The 19,519-nt window shown below is 50.0% G+C and carries 13 protein-coding genes; 6 read left to right on the top strand and 7 right to left on the bottom strand.

What is annotated here, in order from left to right; translation table 11 throughout:
* Positions 1-99: 99 nt before the first annotated feature.
* Positions 100-2,022, top strand: coding sequence for a transglycosylase domain-containing protein (locus IQ235_RS00195; protein WP_441373234.1), 1,923 nt, complete (start codon positions 100-102; stop codon positions 2,020-2,022).
* A gap of 82 nt (positions 2,023-2,104) precedes the next feature.
* On the opposite strand, the gene IQ235_RS00200 is transcribed toward IQ235_RS00195, so the two are convergent.
* Both IQ235_RS00200 and IQ235_RS00205 read right to left on the bottom strand, forming a co-directional pair.
* Entirely contained in the window at positions 2,105-2,422 is a 318-nt protein-coding gene (locus IQ235_RS00200) for a DUF1825 family protein (protein WP_264319489.1), read from the bottom strand.
* 488 nt (positions 2,423-2,910) lie between these two features.
* Positions 2,911-5,298 (bottom strand): transporter substrate-binding protein, encoded by a 2,388-nt coding sequence (locus tag IQ235_RS00205; RefSeq protein ID WP_264319479.1) that lies wholly within the window; start codon positions 5,296-5,298, stop codon positions 2,911-2,913.
* Positions 5,299-5,488: 190 nt separating this feature from the next.
* On the opposite strand from IQ235_RS00205, the gene IQ235_RS00210 reads away from it, so the two are divergent.
* Both IQ235_RS00210 and IQ235_RS00215 read left to right on the top strand, forming a co-directional pair.
* Complete coding sequence (locus tag IQ235_RS00210; protein WP_264319480.1) at positions 5,489-5,836, top strand: Dethiobiotin synthetase; 348 nt, start codon at positions 5,489-5,491, stop codon at positions 5,834-5,836.
* A 77-nt stretch (positions 5,837-5,913) separates the two neighbouring features.
* Positions 5,914-6,303 carry a hypothetical protein gene (locus IQ235_RS00215; RefSeq protein ID WP_264319481.1) on the top strand — a complete coding sequence of 130 codons (390 nt, stop codon included), beginning with the start codon at positions 5,914-5,916 and terminating at the stop codon, positions 6,301-6,303.
* Positions 6,304-6,628: 325 nt separating this feature from the next.
* Here the strand turns inward: IQ235_RS00215 and IQ235_RS00220 are convergent, their stop codons facing one another.
* Positions 6,629-7,636 carry a class I SAM-dependent methyltransferase gene (locus IQ235_RS00220; RefSeq protein WP_264319482.1) on the bottom strand — a complete coding sequence of 336 codons (1,008 nt, stop codon included), beginning with the start codon at positions 7,634-7,636 and terminating at the stop codon, positions 6,629-6,631.
* A gap of 733 nt (positions 7,637-8,369) precedes the next feature.
* Positions 8,370-9,260 (bottom strand): choice-of-anchor L domain-containing protein, encoded by an 891-nt coding sequence (locus tag IQ235_RS00225; RefSeq protein WP_264319483.1) that lies wholly within the window; start codon positions 9,258-9,260, stop codon positions 8,370-8,372.
* A gap of 656 nt (positions 9,261-9,916) precedes the next feature.
* Between IQ235_RS00225 and IQ235_RS00230 the strand changes: the two genes are divergently transcribed.
* The 3 genes from IQ235_RS00230 (at position 9,917) to IQ235_RS00240 (ending at position 17,289) form a co-directional block, all read left to right on the top strand.
* A complete protein-coding gene (locus tag IQ235_RS00230; RefSeq protein ID WP_264319484.1) occupies positions 9,917-11,230 on the top strand; it encodes an aminopeptidase P N-terminal domain-containing protein in 1,314 nt (437 codons plus the stop codon).
* A gap of 846 nt (positions 11,231-12,076) precedes the next feature.
* Entirely contained in the window at positions 12,077-16,678 is a 4,602-nt protein-coding gene (locus tag IQ235_RS00235) for a glutamate synthase-related protein (protein WP_264319490.1), read from the top strand.
* 131 nt (positions 16,679-16,809) lie between these two features.
* Positions 16,810-17,289 carry a DUF4279 domain-containing protein gene (locus tag IQ235_RS00240; protein ID WP_264319485.1) on the top strand — a complete coding sequence of 160 codons (480 nt, stop codon included), beginning with the start codon at positions 16,810-16,812 and terminating at the stop codon, positions 17,287-17,289.
* Positions 17,290-17,307: 18 nt separating this feature from the next.
* Here IQ235_RS00240 and grxC read toward each other — a convergent pair whose 3' ends face one another.
* The 3 genes from grxC to IQ235_RS00255 all read right to left on the bottom strand — a co-directional run.
* The gene (gene grxC, locus IQ235_RS00245; RefSeq protein ID WP_264319491.1) at positions 17,308-17,622 is read right to left on the bottom strand and encodes a glutaredoxin 3; all 315 of its coding nucleotides are present in this window, start codon (positions 17,620-17,622) and stop codon (positions 17,308-17,310) included.
* Between the two features lie 301 nt (positions 17,623-17,923).
* Positions 17,924-18,754, bottom strand: a complete 831-nt coding sequence (gene murI / locus IQ235_RS00250; protein ID WP_264319486.1) for a glutamate racemase — start codon at positions 18,752-18,754, stop codon at positions 17,924-17,926.
* 189 nt (positions 18,755-18,943) lie between these two features.
* Positions 18,944-19,519, bottom strand: a 576-nt coding sequence (locus IQ235_RS00255; protein WP_264319487.1) for an N-acetylmuramoyl-L-alanine amidase family protein, incomplete at its 5' end; no start/stop codon positions are given.

Consider the following 19,519-nt stretch of genomic DNA (forward strand, 5'->3'; position numbering starts at 1 on the left):
TACCGAGTACTGTTGTTTAACCGTCCGGGTATGTCTAACCAGAGTCCCCACACACCCTACCCTCGGGTCAAGTTCATCTGTTGAGGAAGTGAAATCACTGTGTCAGTCAACACGATTCAACCAGGCAAACCCGGAACGCCCGTGCGGGTTTTCCGGTTCGTACAATCCGTCAGCAAAGTAACGGCAGGCACCGTTCTCGGCATTACGATGCTCGCCAGTTCCGTGGTGGCCGGAGGGTTGGTCGGTCTGGCCATTAGTTTCCGGAATTTACCGGATGTGAGGATTCTCCGCAGCTACGTGCCGACCGAAACCAGCCATATTTACGATATCGATGGCAAGCTGCTGTTTAGCATCCACGACGAAGCCAACCGAGAAGTCGTCCCCCTGCATCAAATCTCCGATAACTTAAAGCTGGCAGTACTCGCCATTGAAGATAGTCATTTTTATCTCCACCACGGCATCAATCCCAGCGCTGTCGTGCGGGCATTTTTGGCTAACTGGGAGGAAGGGCAAACGGTAGAAGGGGCTTCTACCCTGACGATGCAGTTGGTCAAAAACCTGTTTTTGTCCCCAGAACGCGCCTTTAGTCGCAAAATCGCCGAAGCGGTGATGGCTATTCGGATCGAACAGATTTTAGAGAAAAACGAGCTGTTCGAGCTATATCTCAATCAGGTGTACTGGGGTCACAACCTCTACGGGGCAGAAACCGCCGCCCGCAGCTTTTTCTTCAAGTCAGCTTCGGAGTTAACCCTCGGAGAAGCCGCGATGATGGCGGGGTTAATTCAAGCCCCCGAAGAGTATAGTCCCTTTGTCAATTATCAAACAGCTCGCGAGCGGCAGGCATTGGTGTTGAGTCGGATGGTCGAACTCCAGTGGATTAGCCCGGAAGAAGCGGAAACCGCCCGCAAACAACCCATCGGCTTGGGGCGCGTCACCTCGTTTCCCACCAGCAAGCTGCCTTACGTCACCGAACCGGTGATTCAGGAACTGACCGACAGGTTCGGTCGCGATGCGGTCGTAAAAGGGGGGATGCGGGTACAGACCACCTTCGATTCCGCCTTGCAAAAAACTGTCGAAGATACGGCCGCCTACTGGCACGACGTTCTTTACTCTCAGGGAATCTATTACGATTACGAACAGGGACAACTGGCGATCGCCGCTGTCGATCCCCGCACTCATTTCGTTAAAGCCATGGCCGGTGGATACAGCTACAAAGCCAGCCAGTTCAACCGTGCCGTTCAAGCGCGCCGCCAGCCCGGATCGTCTTTTAAGCCTTTCGTCTACTACGCGGCGTTTGCCTCGGGAGACTACACCCCCGAATCGATCGTCAGCGACTCCCCCGTCAGCTATCCCGACGGAGATGGATACTACTCTCCTCAAAACTATGGTGGCGGTTTCTCCGGGGCGATCTCAATTCGCAACGCTCTAGAAGTGTCGTTGAATATCCCGGCAGTTACCCTAGGTCAGGCTGTGGGTCTGAATAAAGTGATCGAAATCTGTCGGATTTTGGGAGTCAAGAGTCCGATCGATCCGGTGATTTCCCTACCGTTGGGTGCTGTGGACTTGACTCCGCTAGAAATGGCGGGGGCCTTTGCCACCTTTGCCAATGACGGCTGGCGCTCGGAAACCACCTTCATCGTTCAAGTGACCGATAGTGGTGGTAACGTCTTGCTCGATAATACCCCCAAACCTCGCCTCGTCCTCGATCCATGGGCGGCAGCTTCTCTCAATGACGTGTTGCAAGGGGTGATTACCCGAGGGACGGCCAAAAATGCAAATATCGGTCGTCCGGCTGCTGGAAAAACGGGAACGACCTCCTCGGAACGAGATGTCTGGTTTGTCGGGTATACGCCGCAGATGTCTGTTGCGGTCTGGGCGGGTCATGACGATTACTATCCCCTCAGCTACGGTTCGACGGGGGGTCAGGTGGTGGCTCCGGTGTGGAGAGATTTTATGCTTAAAGCTCTAGAAGGAGAACCGGTTGAGAGCTTTACCCCGGCAGGTCAGTTCGATCCTCCGTAAGGTTGCCCGGAAACAAGCACATGGAGGAGCGACCCATCTGCGATCGCGTCTCCACAGCTTTACCTCAGTCACAGCCCGTCCTCTATTTCTCGATTTCTCCTTTCATTCGTTCCAGGGTTTGATGCATCTGGTCGAACATTTGCTGTGCGGTAATCCCAAATTGTCCCAGTTGCGTATTGAGCTGCTGGACGGTCATCTGAGCCATAAAATCTTCCGATAGCTCGAAGCGCTTCATAAAAATTCGGTAGCGCTCCATCATTGCTTCCATTTGCTCGATGTACTGCTTTTTGCCCTCGCGATCGAATTTGCCGTACTTGCTGCCGAGTCCCACCAGAGCTTGATAGTCCTCAAATAGCTGTTTGGCTTCTTGTTGAACGATATCTGAATCAAAAAATCCCATAGTCGTTTTCACCGTAAAATTCTTTTAAGTGCTTCTAAAAAATAAAAAACCGGGCAGATCGATCGGAGTATCCGCGCGCAGCCGCAGAGCGCTTGACTCATTCGATACGACGGCAGTACGGATATCTTTTATCTTAGACCAGCCTCAATGATTGCTTCAATTCTGGTCTGGGTTCGGGTTGCAACACTTTGTAGTAGTGAGAAGTCGGGAGAATGGGGAGGACTCAGGAACAAAAGAAAATGGGAAAATCGCGACTCACATCGGACTTTCACAAATCCATAGAATTTTTAATGGGTAACGATACCCGTGCGAAGTGCTTTAACGTCGAGATCGTGCAAACCGATATATGCCTTGCCATTGTGAAGTTCTCGTACCGCAGTTCTAGCAGGCGATTTCGTCTTCTTTGGGTTGGGACGAGTAGGATTCTCGATTGAATGGCGAACCTCATCCCAGAATCCTACACCTGAATCCTGACGTTGAAATAGTCTTTACTTCTCTGGGTTGCTGAAGCCATCGCGAAGATAGGCGGTAAAAGTCGACCCTCGATCGATCTCGCTTTCCACCGTAATCCGACCGCCGAGCATCCGGCAGAAATTTTGACAAATTGCTAACCCCAAACCCATGCCGCCATATTGGCGAGCCAGTGATGTATCTGCTTGGGTAAAGGCTTCAAAAAGATAAGATTGCTGCTGGGGATTCATACCAATTCCGGTATCGGTTACCGAAAACACCAAAAATTCAGGGGTGTTGGTCTCGAGTTTCGGCTCCGAGGCTTCCGAACGCCAGACATTCAAAGTAATGGTTCCCGCTTTGGTGAATTTTGTGGCATTGTCGAGCAAATTCAACAAGATTTGCCTGACCTTGCGGGAGTCGGCTTGCATCGTTCCCAGATTCGCCGCGCAATTGACGGTGAGGGTATTTTGGTTTTGGGCGATCGTCGGTCTGAGGGTCGTCACCACTTCATCCACCAATTGCGACACATCGAAGGTTTCGATAGACAGTTCCATGGTTCCGGCCTCGATTTTGGAGATGTCGAGAATATCTTCAATTAGGGCTAGTAGATGCCGACCGGCTCGATTAATCGTTTGCAAATCTCGCACTTCGTCTCCCCCCAAGACGGCAACCTCATCTTGAAGCAAGTCGCTATAGCCGATGATGGCATTTAGAGGTGTGCGCAATTCGTGACTCATATTCGCTAAAAACTGATTTTTGGCTCGGTTTGCAGCTTCTGCCACTTCTTTTGCAGCTTCTAATTCCCGACCCCGCACCTCCAGATTTTTAAGCAAGGTATTGACTTGCTGAGCCATCGTATTGAGAGCGGCAGAGAGAACGCCAATTTCATTGCCGGAGACGATCGGCGATCGGGCCGAAAAATCACCACTGGCTAACAATTGAGCTTTTTGACGCAGCAAACTCAATGCCTGAGTGATGCGAAAAACCACCACCAACGCGATCGGCATCATCAATAAGCTCGAGACTAATAACACCAGCAACCAAGATTGGGTACGATCGGCTGCATCGATGGCTTTTTTGGCTTCTTGCTTGGTCAGACTGCCTGGGGTGGGGTTAGAGGGTAAGGAACGTACCAAGAGCTTCATCGATCGTTCGAGCTGCTGGGAGGCACTCCATCCCACCCCCGTGGAGATCGTGGCAAGGCCGACCAGGGCAACAAACAACCCCATCAAACTCCAGCGGACTTCTCCCAAAAACCCTTTTGGAGAGATCCCGACGGCCCAAGGATAGGTCTTAAGAAAGGGATCGGGGGTGATGGGACGCTGCGATCGCCAAATTTCTTCAATTTGCCCGTCGGCTCTTACACGACCGATACGGGCGATTTTCCGGGTATGTCCGGTGGCTCGATCGAGCTTGGCTTTGCCCCCCGGCGTTCTCCATTCTAGATAACCCATCGCAGCTCTGACCCGATCTACATCAAAGCTTCCAGCTTTCTCAACCGCTTTTTTCCACAGGTATACGTTGCTATATGCCGTCGCGATCGCATCTCCCACGACTCGCTCCGATCCGTATTTGGCTTGGTAAGCAGCAACAAATTGGCGGTTTTGCGGGGTATCTACTGTCTGAAAATAGCTACTGGCGATGAGGTGACCCGCTAGATATTCGGCTCCGATGTGTCTGATTTCTTCTTCGGTGAGTCGAAAGGACATCACTGACGCGAAACCCGCACTCTGCGAAGCGATCGATAAATGGTGAAAAAAGGCAAAATTGCTGGCTCCGGCGAGGGCATTCAAAATCACATCGGGTTGAGTGGCTTTAATGTGGGCGATCGTCGCCTCTAGATCCGTCGAACCGAGTGGAACGTAGATCTGACCAACCCACTCGACCCCTCGTGCTGCAAGCTGGGCTTGAATAATGCGATTGATGCTGCGGGCAAAAATTCCTTCCGCTCCGATGGCAAAAAACTTCCGCTTGCCGCCATCGAGCAGATATTCGATCGCCGGAACGATGTATTGGTTGGGAGCGGCTCCAGTGTAGATAATATTCTTAGAGCGCTCGAAACCTTCATAGGCGACGGGGTAAAATAGTAGGGCATTAGCTCGCTCGAATTGGGGCAGTACTGCTTTGCGGCTAGAACTTGTCGAGCAGCCAAAAACCACTCTCACTTGCTCTTCTTGTAAAAGTTTCCGGGCAAGGCGAGCAAAGATTTGCATATCGCTCGCCCCATCTTCGATCGTCGGTTGCAAGGGACGACCGAGTACGCCCCCTGCCGAATTGATTTGGTCGATCGCCAATTGCGTTCCATCTTTGAGAGCCGCTTCACCCAGAGCCATCGTGCCGCTCAAGGAGTGTAAAATACCTACTTTAACTGGAGAATTCGCGAGATCGACATCAGGGAAAGATGGTCTGTGGCTTGAGGACATAAGCGGTTGAAGATCGGATTTGGGATTTTGTGCTTTGACGATTCGCTCTTTTATTTTGGCTCGACTTAACTGCAAGGATTTGAAGGTTCTACCCTAACTTGAGTATTTGTGGGTTTCCCCTAATGAGTGGGAAAATGTTTTTCTCTACTCTACCCTGGTAGTCTGAGAATATTTAGTAATCTTCCCCGCTATGGATTCTAAAACAGCCTACAATTTTTTAATCGACCAAGGTACGGCACTTGTCACCCAACGCAACCCAGATTCGTTTCTGATGCTGCTCGATCGAGGAAAGTCTCCCCTTCCCGGACAAATGACCTCAATTTTGCTGGCTCTTAGAACTCTCTACGAATCGGTAAAAAACACCGACCAACTCGATCGAAGAATTGTCCGCGCCTTACATTTGTTGACCTTTGAGAGCCACAAACTATTAGAAACCGGACGAAAAAATGGTGTTTTGTGGTCGCCTCTGCTGGTTGCCGACGTTAATCGTCTCGAAAGGGCTGTCGATAGTATCTTTGCTGGAGAATGGGTCGAGTAGGGTGACCGACACTCGTATAGAGGGTCTCTCCCCAGTTAAGATAGAAATATTTCCACCGATTTCCTGCGGAGGCTGCTGTGAACTCAAACGGCTCCAAAGTTCTTCAATACGCTCTTGCGAGTCTTAGTACCTGGCTAATGCCGATCGCGATCGTTTCTTTGTTGTTCGCGATCGGTCTGGGCTGGCTGGTTAAGTCATTTTTGATCGTCCTTGGGTTGCTTGTATTAACACCATTTATTTTGGCTCTGGGGCTACAGTGGTGGATCGGTCGCAATCTCGTCCAAGATCGCTGTCCCGTCTGCGAGCACCCACTAGCGGGATTGGCCAATACTCCCCTTCAATGCCCGAGTTGCGGAGAAGCCCTGCAAGTCAAAAATGGTGGTTTCGAGCGATCGACCCCGCCGGGAACTATTGATGTAGATGCGGTGGACGTTTCGGTCATCCCCTTGAAAGAGTCTCAAGATTAAAGTGCGTCCATCGAGCTAGATACGGTATCTAAAGACCCATTTTTGTTTTTGATTTTTCTCACTGTACCGAATTCTCAGTTATAGCAGTCGCCATATCGGTTAGGACACAAGTGACTGTAGGCAACGGAGGCTTCGGGGGAAAGACTTTCCTAAGATGACACAATTGTTCTAATTGTCCTAACTGACGCGTGCAGTTGCTATAGATCCGGAGCCGGGTAATTGACTGTAAGCGCGCAAATTCTACGAGTGAGTCTCTTGCTCCCCCAGTAACGCCTGCTTCCCCAGCTCTTCATCCTGAATTATAGTCACTCAACCAGATTTGATATTATTTGGCGTATTTGGCGCTCTCTTGCCGTTCGGCAATAACGCGAACGCAATCGTACTTCTGTTCCTCCCTTGCAAAAATCGTCCGCAGCAACAATAACCAAGCTTTCTGACTGGAGTTAATCGAAGGAAGATCGTCTCGACAAGAACCTAGGGAATTTAGGCTCTCCCAAATCTGCCGTTCCGTATGGATATAAGGAGGACTAAATTGGCGGCAATAGCCCCTAAACTCACTAGCTTTAACCTGAAGGCCGACTTGTTCGCAAATTGCGGACAGGCTGGGTTGAGTAAAAAAATGTAAATGTTCTGGGACTCGCAGACAAAACCAAGTTACGCCAGACCAACCTAAACCGACCGCTGCATTATTCGGGGTTTCGAGTACTAATTTGCCGTTTGGTTTTAATAAATCCATCACATTCTCGAGTGCGAGCAGGGGGTTTAGGGTGTGTTCGAGTACGTGAGCCATAATCACGACGTCGTAACGTTTCGATTGGACTTGTGCTGGCATTGACTCTGCCGTACCGGGAAATACTTGAAGACCTCTGTTTTGCATAGCTAAGCGACGTGCTTCGGCATCGGGTTCGACACCGATGACAGTATGACCTGCCGCCTGAAGCTGTCCGAGCAATTTGCCATTACCACACCCCACCTCACACACCTCTTGAGAGGTGGAGCCGAAATGCCGAGCGAACCAGTCTGCAGTCAAGTCAGACCCTCGATCCAAACGCCAAGCGATATGAAGGCACAATCGCTCGAGGAATGACCTTTCGTCTAACTCCCTCGAGGCGGTCGTATGAGTATAGTACCCTTCGTAATCGTAGAGATGGGCAATCTCCGAAGCACTCGGTCTGGGGTACAAACATCCGTACTGAGATTCTTCGCACCAATACAATTGGAAAGGGTTATCTGTAGCTCGTAACCAATCTCCTGGAACGAGAAGCCAAGGCTTCATTTGTACTCCAGATATCGGACAAATGGGATGAGCGCTGGTATCGATTTGCGTTTTCATAACTCTACCTCCAAGGGAACTGTTTTATTGATGCGATAGACAACACTTCCCGATCGAGTTAAAAATCGTTGGACGGTCAGATACATCCGGTCAAGTCAAAATTTATTGACGATCGCTTCATTAATGCAATATCGACACGATATAGCCTGAATTTTAGATAAGCGTCAAATTCCGATCGTCCAAATCTGTATCACCAAGTTTTTGTCGATTTCTCAGTTACGGCAACATCAGAATTTTAGCGAATCAAAATCAGGCGATCGCAATCTGGCTTACATGCGTTATCGAGCGGGGTACTAGCACTATACCTGGGTTTCGTTTTAGCTCGGTTGTTTTGACCCCCGTGCATTCTCTCATACAAAAATTGTTGCGATAACGTAACAATTGAATGACGCATCGATGTAAGCGACCAGAATTTCGAGACTTTTCCCACATGACAAGTGTTTGTTAGAGTCGCTCGACTTTAACAATTTTGTAATAATACTAAGTACTTTTGTTAACGTCGAGCGAACTTGCCATCGATCGGCAACTGGAAATTTGAGGGAGATTTAGACCGATTAGATATTTTGTAGGAATGAAAAATCAAATCAATACTCGTGCCCGAATAATCAATTTCCGCTCCCGTTACCCGTTCCGAAGTTTCTTCTTTTTCGAGATGGATTTATTTTATTAATATTTCGATATTGCTTGAGGACTGTTCGTATAGAATTCCGTAGTATGAAACAACATAAAATAACTATAAATTCCGTTGCTTGTATAAGTAAGCGATCGCTCCCAATGATAAATATCCCAACCACAAGTTCGGTTCGGGAACTGCTGTAACTGGAGTCGGACGAGTTCCTAGTGTTCTCCCCTGGATGAAGACTGCAGAATCAAACTGATTATCGCCGATATCGGTAATTTGAATAGTGAGGGTATTGCGTTCGTTTTTGTTTAAAATTCCTTCAAATCCCAGTGTTTGCGTATACCCATCTAGTTTTGTTTGGGTTTGAGAACCAACGGGATTATTAATATAGTCCGAATGAAAAGACATCACATCTTCTGAATTGGGAATAAGATTGTTGATACTGACAGCTTGTCCGTCACTGAGCTTTGCCAGGTTTTGACCGTTGAGTAATAGCTCGAATGAATCGTTAAACTTTTTGCCTCCAAATTCAACAAACTCTTCAGACCCAAAGATATAGTTAAAGAAAACTTTTTCAATCTTATCGTCGACATCAAAAGAGATATTAACCGTTGTAGACTCGCATGAAAATGTTTCTGAAATAGGCACACAAGTACCGTTGAAATTCGTACTTAGATCTCTGAGGGGTATTCCCTCAGAATCAAGCTGCGTTCCGTCTAAAGTATTGACTCCTGGCAAATCTTCTACTTTTCCAGTACTCAATACTACACCTGAATCTAATCCAAAGGGATCGTCTTGAAAAAGACCGAAAGCCATCGGATTACCAGAAGCTGAAATCTCAAAATTGTTTAATCCCATAGTGTCCCCCAAAATAGCATCGAGAAAATCGCTGCTATTGGGACTTGAAGTAATATTAAAGGCTAATACTGCCTTAGTATTCATAATTAGAATACTGACAGCAATAGGAGTTAGAGCTAAAGGGAAAAATTTATGTTTTTTCATAGCGATAGATTAGACTCATTCTTTGAAAAAATAAAATAGATATTTTTTAAATATATCAAAATTTAAAATAATAGTCTTTATTGCTTTAAGTTTATTGATAATAGAAAGCAGTGTTTATTCTGGAAAATTGATGAATTAATTTATTTTTCGTTGTGATATAGCAATTCTCGAATTTGTGAGGTGCACCCAAATTATATTCCCTATTCCCCATCTTCTCAACCCAGAAACTTTGTACCTCATGAGTGTGAGAACCGCTATATATTTTTTTGAAATATCGAGCGTCATAAGAGAAATGTGCAAGCCAATTAATTTATTTTTATGTCTTGAGTCAATTTGTTTTTTGCTTTTTATAAAAACAGCCATTCAAAAATCATTTTTTTAAACAACTATCCGCGAAAAAACAGCGAGATCGAATTCGTCAACTTGCCCTCTGTCTTTCATTATAATTTATAGATCGAAACTGATTGACTGACCCGTCCAAGCATTGTAGGTTGGATTGAGTCCTCGATGCCCAACAACCGCACCAGGTTTTAATATTTCCAGTCGATCGATAATTTAGACAATGAAAAGATCGATAAGCAGAGGTGTGGGTATCGACTCGGCTCGGGTCAATCGCATTGTGTAACGGTTTCAATCAAATATCGAGGAAGTTTGCCATGCAATCGGAGTATCGCCAGCGACGACAACAAGTCATGACCAAAATTGGCAGCGGCACGGCAATTTTTCGCAGTGCCCCGATGGCGGTAATGCACAATGATGTTGAGTATGGGTTTCGCCAGGATAGCAGTTTTTTCTATCTCACGGGATTTAACGAACCCAATGCCGTAGCGGTACTCGCCCCCCATCACGACGAGCACCAGTTTATCTTATTCGTACAACCCAAAGATATCGAACGAGAAACCTGGACGGGGGTTCGGGCCGGAGTGGAGATCGCCAAAGAAAAATATGGGGCAGATGTTGCTTATCCCATTGAAGAACTCAATGAAAAATTGCCCCAGTATTTAGAGAATGCCGATCGCATCTACTACCATTTTGGAAGAGATCGCAGCTTCGATGGGAAAATTCTCCAACACTGGCAGCGTCAAGTGCGAATGGTTCCCCGTCGTGGAACCGGTCCGACGGCGATCGAAGATTCCGGCATCCTCATTAATCCCATGCGGTTGGTGAAAACCCCAGCGGAGTTGACCCGAATGCGCCGTGCTGCGCAGATCGCCGTTGTTGCTCACAATCGAGCGCGAGAATTTGCCCGGCCCGGTCGTTACGAATACGAAGTGCAAGCCGAAATTGAGTATATCTTTGCCGCCCAAGGGGGAAGTCCGGCTTATCCTTCGATTGTTGCTTCTGGTGAAAATGCTTGTATTTTGCACTACATCGAGAACGATCGACAAATGGAGGATGGAGAGTTACTCCTAATCGACGCTGGATGCTGTTACCAATATTACAACTCCGATATTACCCGGACGTTCCCCGTGGGCGGGAAGTTTACCCCCCAGCAAAAGATAATTTACGAAATCGTTCTCGAAGCGCAGAAACAAGCCCTCGCGCGCATTCAACCCGGATTACCCTATAACGAACACCACGACGTAGCCGTGCGGGTTATCGTCGAAGGATTAATGGAGTTGGGACTGCTTGCTGGGGACATCGAAGAGATTATTAAAGAAGAAAAATACAAGCCCTTTTATATGCACAAAACCGGACATTGGCTGGGCCTCGACGTACATGATGTAGGGGCTTACAAACATGGGAAAGAGGCGTGGCAAACCCTACAACCCGGTCAAATTCTGACAGTGGAACCGGGAATTTACATTTCCGGCAACATTAAGGTTGCCGAAGAACAGCCCGAAGTCGATCCGCAATGGTACGGAATTGGCATTCGTATCGAGGATGATGTTTTGGTGACACAAACCGGACAAGAAATTATTACGGCGGGAGTGCCGAAGTCCGTAGAAGAGATGGAGGACCGATCGTAAGCGTTGATGTTGCCTCTAAGACCGAATCTCGATGGCAAGTATCCAGATCGTCGCCAAACCAAGGAGTCTATCTTCCCAAACTCCTGATGTTGCATCAACAGACCCCATGTCACGATCGGGCACTGCGGGTGTGAGGGAAAGAGAGTAAAAACAGAAGGTTCGTATGAATTGGGTAAAATTCTCTCTCCCGTTGAGAGGGTAAATGCACGAGTGCGTTGCGCCATATCTTCAAGTCATGCCGCCTCAGTCTGTGGGATGAGGTCGATAGAGCGTCAGGATTTCTTTGAAAGTCGCCAATGATGTAATAATTTAAGTGGCTTCCACCTAAGTATTTTAGGTTTGGCATTGTCAAAGTTGGGTATTTTCCCTTAGAATCTTTATCTCACAACTTATTTCAATTTGGGTCGAACCGATCGTGCCCGATGGGAAATTGTATAAAATCTCACGGTATCGTAACCCAAAATCTAGTAAGAACACCCTCGTGCAATAGCCTCGAAATGGCCGAAGTCTGGAAACGAAGACAATTATTCCTGCGAAGTTGTATTTATCTGAGTCGCTTGAAATATCGATTGAGATTAACGTCTTTGTCAGGTTTGTAGTGAGGTCTAAATGTGTTAGTGGCGTGGCTTGACGGTGCGATATCGAGTCAACACGACCTAAAAATATTGACCCTTACCCTAAAGTTTACCGATCCCGCCTTCGCTCGAAACTTTCCCTCGATAATGACTGCATTCGAGATGGCGCGCGATCGTAAAAATTGGCCGTTTGTTAATAAGGAGACATTTAGGAAAGATCGTGGAACAGTTTGGCATCAATCAAAACTCAAAATTCGATCGAACCGATCGAATTGCACCCACCCCCGCAGAACCCTTCGGCGGACAACCCTGGTTAGTTGAAGAACGAGATGCGTGCGGTGTTGGCTTTATCGCTCACCAGGATAACGAACCGAGCCACGATATTGTGCTCAAAGCCTTGTCTTCGCTGTCGTGTTTGGAACACCGAGGCGGTTGCAGCGCCGACTACGACTCCGGTGACGGTTCGGGGATAATGAGCGCCATTCCTTGGGATATTATCCAACAGTGGCTTAGGAAAGAGTCGATCGCCATTCCCCCCCCCGAGAACACGGGAGTGGGCATGGTATTTTTAGCCCGAGACGAGCGCTCCGCCGCCGAGGTTCGTCAAATTACCGATCGAGTTCTCGCTCGCGAAGGGTTAGACGTATTGGGCTGGCGTCCGGTTCCCATCCAACCGGAGGTTCTCGGCCCTCAAGCGCTCGAAGTTCAGCCTCGCATCGAACAGGTTGTCGTCACCAGCAAAACCCTGACTGGAGATGCTCTCGATCGTCAACTATATCTAGCGCGACGGGCGATCGGCAAGACGTTGGAAACCACAACGTCGATGCACTGGGGAGATGACCTGTATATTTGTTCTTTCTCCTGCCGGACGATCGTTTACAAAGCAATGGTGCGCGCCTCGATTCTCGGGGAATTTTACCAAGATTTGACCGATCCCGATTACATCAGCCCCTTCGCCTTATACCATCGCCGATTCAGCACCAATACCATGCCCAAGTGGCCCCTGGCACAGCCGATGCGATTGCTGGGTCACAACGGAGAAATCAATACCTTACTGGGCAATATTAACTGGATGAAGGCTCGCCAAGCGGAATTTTCCCATCCCAATTGGGGCGATCGCATCGAGCAACTCATACCCTGCGTGGATACCAATATCAGCGACTCGGCGAACTTGGATAATTCCTTCGAGTTGTTGGTGAAATCGGGAAGATCGACTCTAGAATCGTTGATGTTGCTGGTGCCCGAAGCCTATCAAAACCAGCCGGAACTTGATAACGATCGCGAAGTTGTGGATTTTTACGAGTATTACAGTGGCATTCAAGAACCCTGGGACGGGCCGGCCCTGTTGGCATTTAGCGATGGTAAAGTGGTCGGAGCCGGACTCGATCGCAACGGACTGCGCCCCGCCCGCTACGTTCTAACTCGCGATCGCCTCGTCATTGTCGCCTCCGAAGCTGGAGTGGTGGATCTCGATCCGGGGAATATTCTCGAAAAAGGTCGCCTCGGTCCCGGTCAGATGCTGGCGGTGGATCTCGAAAATCACCAAGTCCTGAAAAACTGGGATATCAAGCGCAAAATTTCCGGAGAGCATCCCTATGGGGAATGGGTAGCTGCCCGTCCGAAACTCGGCATTGCTCCGACAAACGGCAGCGCACCGCCTGCGGATGTCCCCGATGCCCAAGCCTTGGTGCAGCAGCAAACAGCTTTCGGCTACACCAAAGAAGACGTGGACATGATTATCGTGCCCATGGCGCAGTTGGCCAAAGAACCCACCTTCTGCATGGGGGATGATATTCCCCTAGCGGTTCTCTCCAATAAGCCGCGTCTGCTGTACGACTACTTCAAACAGCGTTTCGCCCAAGTCACCAACCCGGCGATCGATCCCTTGCGCGAAGGCTTGGTGATGTCGTTGAGTACGTTTCTGGGTTCTCGGGGAAACTTGCTCGATGATGCCCCTGGTGCCGATCGGCTGCTGAAACTGGCAACCCCCGTCCTCACGGAATCCGACCTGAGCGGAATCAAGAGTTCTGACTTGAATGTCGTCACCCTCTCAACGTTGTATGATGTCGCCTCCGGTCCCTCGGGACTCAAAGCAGCGGTGAGCGCCCTGTGCCAAAAAGCCACGGAAGCGTTGGAGAATGGCGCGGAAGTATTAGTTTTAAGCGATCGAGACGGAACCCGCAGCGATCGAAGCTACATTCCCCCCTTACTGGCCGTCGGTGCGGTTCACCACCACCTGATCGATGCCCGATTGCGAATGAAAGCCTCGATCGTCGTGGATACGGCCGGGTGCTGGAGTACTCACCACTATGCCTGTTTGGTGGGCTACGGGGCGAGTGCGGTGTGCCCTTACCTGACTTGGGCGACCCTACGGACCTGGTGGAACGATGCCAAAACCCAGAAGATGATGGGGTTGGGCAAGCTGGAAAACGTGACCCTTGCCGAAGCGATCGCCAACTATCGCAAGGCAACTGAAGGCGGATTGCTGAAGATTCTCTCGAAGATGGGGATTTCCCGGCTGTCGAGTTACCAAGGGGCGCAGATTTTCGAGGCGATCGGGATCGGTGCCGATTTGCTCGAATTGGGAATGAAAGGAACCGCCTCTCGCATCGGCGGCATCACCGTTGCCGAACTCGCCCGAGAAGTTTTTACCTTCCACCAGCGGGCCTTCCCCGAAGCCAACAAATTGGAAAACTTCGGCTTCATCCAATACCGCAAAGGGGGCGAATACCACGGCAACAATCCCGAATTAACCAAGGTTCTCCACAAAGCGGTGCGGGAGGGGACTTACGACCACTACCAAGCCTACCAGGACTATCTGGGGAATCGACCCGTTGCCGCTTTGCGGGATTTGTTAGATTTCCAGAGCGATCGCGAGTCGATCGAGATCGACGAAGTGGAATCGACCGAAGATATCGTCAAGCGCTTCTGTACCGGCGGGATGTCTCTCGGGGCACTATCTCCCGAAGCCCACGAAACCCTAGCGATCGCCATGAACCGTCTGGGGGGCAAGTCCAACTCCGGCGAGGGGGGCGAAGATCCGATCCGCTTCCGAGCCATCCAAGATGTGGACTCGCAGGGGCATTCCCAAACCCTACCCCACTTGCAAGGACTCCGCAATGGAGATACGGCTTCCTCAGCCATTAAGCAGGTGGCATCGGGACGCTTTGGCGTGACACCAGAGTACCTGATGAGCGCCAAGCAAATTGAAATTAAGGTCGCCCAAGGAGCGAAACCCGGAGAAGGAGGTCAACTCCCCGGACGCAAGGTGAGCAACTACATTGCCATGCTGCGCCGTTCTAAGCCGGGGGTGACGCTAATTTCGCCGCCACCGCACCACGATATCTATTCGATCGAGGATTTGGCGCAACTGATTTTCGACTTGCACCAAATTAACCCCAACGCCAAAGTTTCGGTGAAGCTGGTTTCTTCGATCGGTATCGGGACGATCGCTGCGGGGGTGGCAAAAGCTAATGCCGACGTGATTCAAATTTCCGGTCACGACGGCGGTACGGGGGCATCTCCCCTAAGTTCCATCAAACATGCAGGCAGTCCCTGGGAATTGGGCCTGACGGAAGTGCATCGGGTGTTGATGGAAAACCAACTGCGCGAGCGAGTGATTCTGCGGGCCGACGGCGGTATGCGCGCCGGTTGGGACGTGGTGATGGCGGCGCTGATGGGGGCGCAAGAATTCGGCTTCGGCACGATCGCCATGATTGCTGAAGGTTGCATTATGGCCCGCGTCTGCCACATGAATAGTTGTCCGGTGGGGGTGACAACCCAGCAAGAACGGCTGCGCAAGCGCTTCCCTGGAATGCCCGAACATGTGGTGAATTTCTTCTTGTTCGTCGCCCAAGAAGTGCGATCGCTGCTAGCGAAGTTGGGCTATCGCTCGGTTGATGAAATTATCGGGCGTTCCGACTTGCTGACGATGCGCGAGAACGTGCAACTGACCAAAACCCAATCGTTGAATCTCGACTGCATCACCAAATTGCCTCAAGGGGAAAACCGCAATTGGGCAACGCCTCCGGACATTCACACCAACGGCAAAGTCCTCGACGACGAGTTGCTCGCAGATGCCGAAATGGCCGGGGCGATCGCCAATCAAAGCAGCATCAGCAAGACTTTAGAGATCGTCAACACCGATCGCTGCGTAGGGGCACGTATTTCTGGGGCGATCGCCAAGAAATACGGCAACACCGGCTTTGAAGGTCAACTGAATCTCAATTTCAAAGGGAGTGCCGGTCAGAGTTTCGGGGCATTCAATCTCCCTGGCATGACCTTGACCCTCGAAGGATCGGCAAACGATTACGTCGGTAAGGGGATGCACGGTGGTGAAATTATTATCAAACCCCCCGTGGGCACCACCTTCGATCCGAGTGAAAACGTGATCGTTGGCAACACCTGTATTTACGGCGCGACGGGAGGAACTCTCTACGTCCTCGGACTTGCCGGAGAACGCTTCGGCGTGCGCAACTCCAAAGGGCAAGCGGTCATCGAAGGGGCGGGAGACCATTGCTGCGAGTACATGACTGGCGGGGCGATCGTCGTTCTCGGGAAAGTCGGTCGTAACGTCGGCGCTGGGATGACCGGCGGTTTGGCTTATTTCCTCGATGAAGAAGGCAATTTCCCCGCGAAGGTGAATCGAGAAATCGTTAAGACTCAGCGGGTCTGCACCCAGGCGGGAGAAGCACAACTCAAGGCGCTGATTGCCGCCCACGCCGAACGCACCGGCAGCCCGAAAGCCCAGCGGATTCTTGCCAACTGGACGGAATGTCTGCCGAAGTTCTGGCAAGTGGTGCCACCTTCGGAAGCAGATTCTCCCGAAGCGAGCAACCAACCGTTAGAGGAGAAGGAGTTGGTTGTTAAGTAGGTTCTAATACCTGTTGAATTGAAGCCGCTATTTTTCCCGATCGGTTATTTTTATGCCAGAGGGAAAAATGGCGGTTCTTTTTGTTTGTTGTTTGAATTCGTTCCTTACGATCTCCGATCGTCCAGAGTTGAATGCTGACCGAAGATTTGGCAAAAAAAGTCGCGATTTCAGAAACTTTCAATCCAATGCTTGGAGTAACCGAACAAGTGCGAGCAGTACATAAACTCCTGGTACGAGATAACACTCCAAAAATTTTGTTTGTTGATGAAAAGAGCGAACCCGGTGCTTTTTTCATCTATTTTGAGATCGAGAACGAACCGTATTACTTTGTTCTTGTCGTTCGGGAGGAAAACGATCGACTTGTTGCATCAGCCTCTTATATTGAAGCGGCCATCAGAGTCTATCTTTTGATTAGCAGCACGTTACTCGATCCGATCGCCATTATCGAACGGGTTAAGTTAAGACCAACTAGAAGCTACAAAATAGGTGAGAAGAGAGTTCCAAAATCTTTGGTAAAATTTAAAGAGAACCGCTGGTATTTTGAACCGCAGAAAGACATACCTGGAACATTAGAAAATAAGCTCAATTTTTTACTCCTGATAATAATTTAAGCTACAAACTTCTACAAGCTATGTTGAAGGTTCTGCCAATAGAGGATCGAGTTCTCCCCGACTGTCGAGGGCGTATAGATCGTCGCAACCTCCAACGTGGCGATCGTTAATGAAAGTCTGCGGAACCGAGCGCCGACCGTCTGCCCGCGCGGCCATCTGGCTTCTTGCCTCTTCGTTCCCATCAATTTTGTATTCGGTGTAGCGCACCCCCTTCCACCACAGCAACAGTTTTGCGCGAATGCAATAGGGGCAAGTTTGCCAAGTATAAATTTCGACGTCGGCTTTGATACGCTCTGGATGTCGTTTCAGAATCGGGTTGAGAAAATCTAACATGGTCATGTTTCTTGTTGACAACTCCCCAAAAGAGCGGGGAATAAGGCAAGTTTATTTAGAGAATGAATGTTTTCGACCTCCTCTGAGCCATATCGTTTTGGGTCGCAAGATGCAATATTTCATCTGGCTCATCTGGCTTATCTGGCGATCGTCTCGAGGGCGAGGACAGCGATGGACTTGAGCTTAGAGCAGTAGCCATTAAGACTAGAACGATCTGGCTTAAATATCAAATCTTGCTCTCCCTGCTTCCCCAGCTCTTTTTCACCCATCTCTCAAGGGAAGTAGCGACGCGATCGACCCTTTACTGTTGAGGGAGGGGAACCGACCCAGGGCTAACCTGGGGTAAACTCACTTTGCTCACAAAGGGGGTAAAGCCCAGCCACTGCACCGAAAGCTGGGCAAATCGATCGGGACAACCGCTGACGCCGAATCGGGTGGGTAATGGCTCACCCTCAGCGCGCAACCCTAACAAATCCAATTCTCGTGCGGCAGCCTCGGCGAGGGAAATCGCCGGATCGACAAGTTTGACCGTTGGGGGCAAAATCGCGTTTAGAACCGGGGCGAGGTGGGGATAGTGGGTGCAGCCGTAAACCAATGTATCGATCCGTTGCCGCAGCAGCGGTTCCAAGTACGAGCGGGCGATCTGGTAGGTTTGGGGTTCGTGGAGTCGATTCCCTTCGACGATCGGAACGAACTCCGGACATCCCACTTCCCAGACTTTCACCGTTGCGTCGGCTTCTAGCATTGCTCGTCGGTAGGTTCCGCTTTGGGCCGTCGCTGGGGTGGCGATCGTGCCGATACGCCGACCTTCCCGGACGGCAGCTTTCGCACCGGGCAGGATCGGGCCGAGAATGGGGAAGTCAAATTCCGATCGCACGATATCTAGGGCGAGGGCGGCACTGGTATTACAAGCCACGATCGCCATTTTCACGCGCTCTTGTTTCATCATCGTTAGAATTTCGCGCATAAACTGCACGATCTCTGCTGCCGAGCGAGTTCCGTACGGGAGGCGAGCGGTATCGCCGAAATAGAGATAGGATTCGTCGGGCAGTTGTCGGTACAGTGCGCTCAAAACGGTGAGTCCTCCCACACCACTGTCAAAAATCCCAATTCGTTTTCGATCGTCGCTCATATATTCGTCTGATGTTCTAAATTGTCGGCAGTCGAGGTGAGATCGAGACTGGGTCGCAACATCCAACCCATTTGACCGATCGCTCTTTAATTACCCCATTAAATCAGTCATTTTGCTGACTTTACCATGAGGCGAACTGCCCAAATTGTTTGAGCCAATACTTTCGCGCCATCGACTCAAGCTCTCGACTCAACCTTCGCAATAGGGGCCGGGGCAGTATTGGGAAATGTACGCGAGAATCCCGCGGGCGATCGCTAGCGCCAAAATTTCTTGATATTCCCCATCCGCTAACCGAGGAGCATCATAGCGACCGGTAACGAAGCCCAACTCAACCAGTGCTGCCGGCATATCGGTATTGCGCAACACGTAAAATCGGGCTGTTTTTACGCCGCGATCGGGGCCTCCACTGGCTTCGAGAAGATAGCTGTGGATGACTTGCGCCAGTCTTCCCCCCGTGCTGTAGTAGTACGTTTCGACGCCGTTGACATCGGGACGACTCAGGCTGATGGCATTGGCATGAATGCTCACAAATAAATTGGCATCGAGGCGGTTGGCCAGTTGGACGCGCGGTTCGAGGTCGAGATCGATATTTTCCGAGCGGGTTAAAACGACGGCAATCCCTTGTTCTTCGAGCAATTGTGCCGTTCGATAAGCCACCGGGTCAACCACCTCGATTTCCTGCAATCCGCCGATACCCACCGCCCCCACATCTGGGCCGCCGTGGCCGGGGTCGATAACCACCACGATTTTGCCATCGGTATCGAG

It is taken from the genome of Zarconia navalis LEGE 11467 (genome assembly GCF_015207075.1).
In the GTDB taxonomy this organism is placed as follows: Bacteria; Cyanobacteriota; Cyanobacteriia; order Cyanobacteriales; family Geitlerinemataceae; genus Zarconia; species Zarconia navalis.